Source organism: Raoultella sp. T31, from assembly GCF_002806725.1.
GTDB lineage: Bacteria > Pseudomonadota > Gammaproteobacteria > Enterobacterales > Enterobacteriaceae > Klebsiella > Klebsiella electrica.
This window is the reverse complement of sequence record NZ_PIBO01000079.1, coordinates 1-1807: the sequence shown is the minus strand read 5'-3', so window position 1 is coordinate 1807 and position 1807 is coordinate 1. Positions and strand designations below refer to the sequence as shown.

The 1807-nt window shown below is 58.3% G+C and carries 1 protein-coding gene; it reads right to left on the bottom strand.

The annotated features are described in order from the left end of the window. Positions 1-215: 215 nt before the first annotated feature. The gene (locus CWM52_RS25790) at positions 216-1703 is read right to left on the bottom strand and encodes a carboxypeptidase M32 (RefSeq protein ID WP_100686651.1); all 1488 of its coding nucleotides are present in this window, start codon (positions 1701-1703) and stop codon (positions 216-218) included. Positions 1704-1807: the final 104 nt, after the last annotated feature.

Genomic DNA, 1807 nt, shown 5'->3' with positions numbered 1-1807 from the left:
AGCGGCAACGACCAGAGCTAATACTTTTTTCATTCTGATATCCTCGAAATTGTTTTTTCAGTGAACCCCACTGCGGGGCCGTTGAAAGAACTATATGCCTGTCTTTGCTGGCTTTCCGTGAGTGTTTGGTATCGGCATGTAACGATATGTACAACCGCTACTGAGACGAGGATTGTGTGCTGAGCGCCGGGAGAACCCCGGCGCGACGGGCGGGTTTACAGGTAGCGTGCGGTGAGATGCTGGCGGAAATAATCGCTGTTCAGATCTTCCCCGGTGGCGTTGATAATCAGCTGTGAGGTGCTGAACCGACTGCCGTGCTGCCAGATGTTCTGCTGTAGCCAGGCAAACAGCGCCGAGAAATCGCCGTTGGCGATGTTGGCCTCCAGCTGCGGCAACGCGCGCTTCGCGGCGGCCATCAGCTGCGCGGCGTACATGGCGCCGAGGGTATAAGAAGGGAAGTAGCCAAATCCGCCATCGGTCCAGTGAATGTCCTGCATACAGCCGTTACGATAATTACCGGTGGTGGAAAGGCCCAGCCAGCTGCGCATTTTCTCATCCCACAGCGCGGGAATATCGTCCACCTCAATGTCGCCATCGATCAGCGCCCGTTCAATCTCGTAGCGCAGGATAACATGCGCCGGATAGCTGACCTCGTCAGCATCCACGCGGATATAACCCGGCTTGACGCGCTGGTTCCAGGCAATGAAATTCTCAGTGCTGAAGGCTGGCTGTTCGCCAAAACGCTGACGCACGGCAGGCAGCAGGCGCTTCAGAAAGGCATCGCTGCGCCCGAGCTGCATTTCGAAGAACAGACTTTGCGATTCGTGAATTGCCGTTGAGCGGGCCAGCGCCACCGGCTGATCGAGCCATTTACGCGGAAGGTTCTGCTCATAGCGCGCATGCCCGGTTTCGTGAATCACGCCAAACAGGGCGCTGAGCAGGTCCTCTTCGTTATAGCGGGTGGTGATGCGCACATCCTGCGGCACGCCGCCGCAGAACGGATGGGCGCTGATATCCAGACGTCCGCCATCGAAATCAAAGCCCAAAATGCGCATCGCTTCCAGCCCCAGTTCACGCTGTTCAGCAATCGGGAACGGGCCCTGCGGGGCAACCGGCGGGCGCAGGGACTGTTTTTCGACGACGCTGGCCAGCAGGGTCGGCAGCCAGGATTTGAGATCGGCAAACAAAACGTCAAGCCGCGCGCTGGTCATATCCGGTTCAAAAATATCCAGCAGGGCGTCGTAGCGGGAGCCGCCTTTCGCCCCGGCGCGAATCGCCGCTTCTTCACGACTCAGCTTGACCACCTCACGCAGGTTTTCGGCGAAACCTTCCCAGTCGTTCGCCGGACGCTGGCTGCGCCAGGCATGTTCGCAGCGGCTGCCCGCCAGTGATTTGGCCTCAACCAGACTTTCCGGCAGCAGCGCCGCCTGTTCGTACTGGCGGGTCATTTCGCGCAGATTAGCCTGTTCGACGTCATTCAGGTTTTCCTGACGTGCGTTGCGCAGCGCCTCAGCCACGCTTTTATCCGTCAGGATTTGATGTTGCAGCACGCCCAGTTCCGCCAGAGCCTCTCCTCGCGCGGCGCTGCCGCCTGGCGGCATCATGGCGAACATATCCCAGCCGGCGATAGCGCCGAGATGCGAGAAGCGAGAGAGACGCTGGAAAGTGCGGGTAAGCTGCTGATAGTTTTTGTTTTCAGTCATATTTAGTTTGGCCTGTTGCGAGTGAACGAAAGGCGTTGCCCGTTGACCTTATATGGACGCACCGGGTGATGCAAGTACTGGTTCGATGCGGTTTGCGACCATAT

Bases quoted from the DNA above. Each gene is read 5' to 3' on its own strand.
- CWM52_RS25790 (WP_100686651.1), bottom strand. From the start codon at position 1,703: ATGACTGAAAACAAAAACTATCAGCAGCTTACCCGCACTTTCCAGCGT.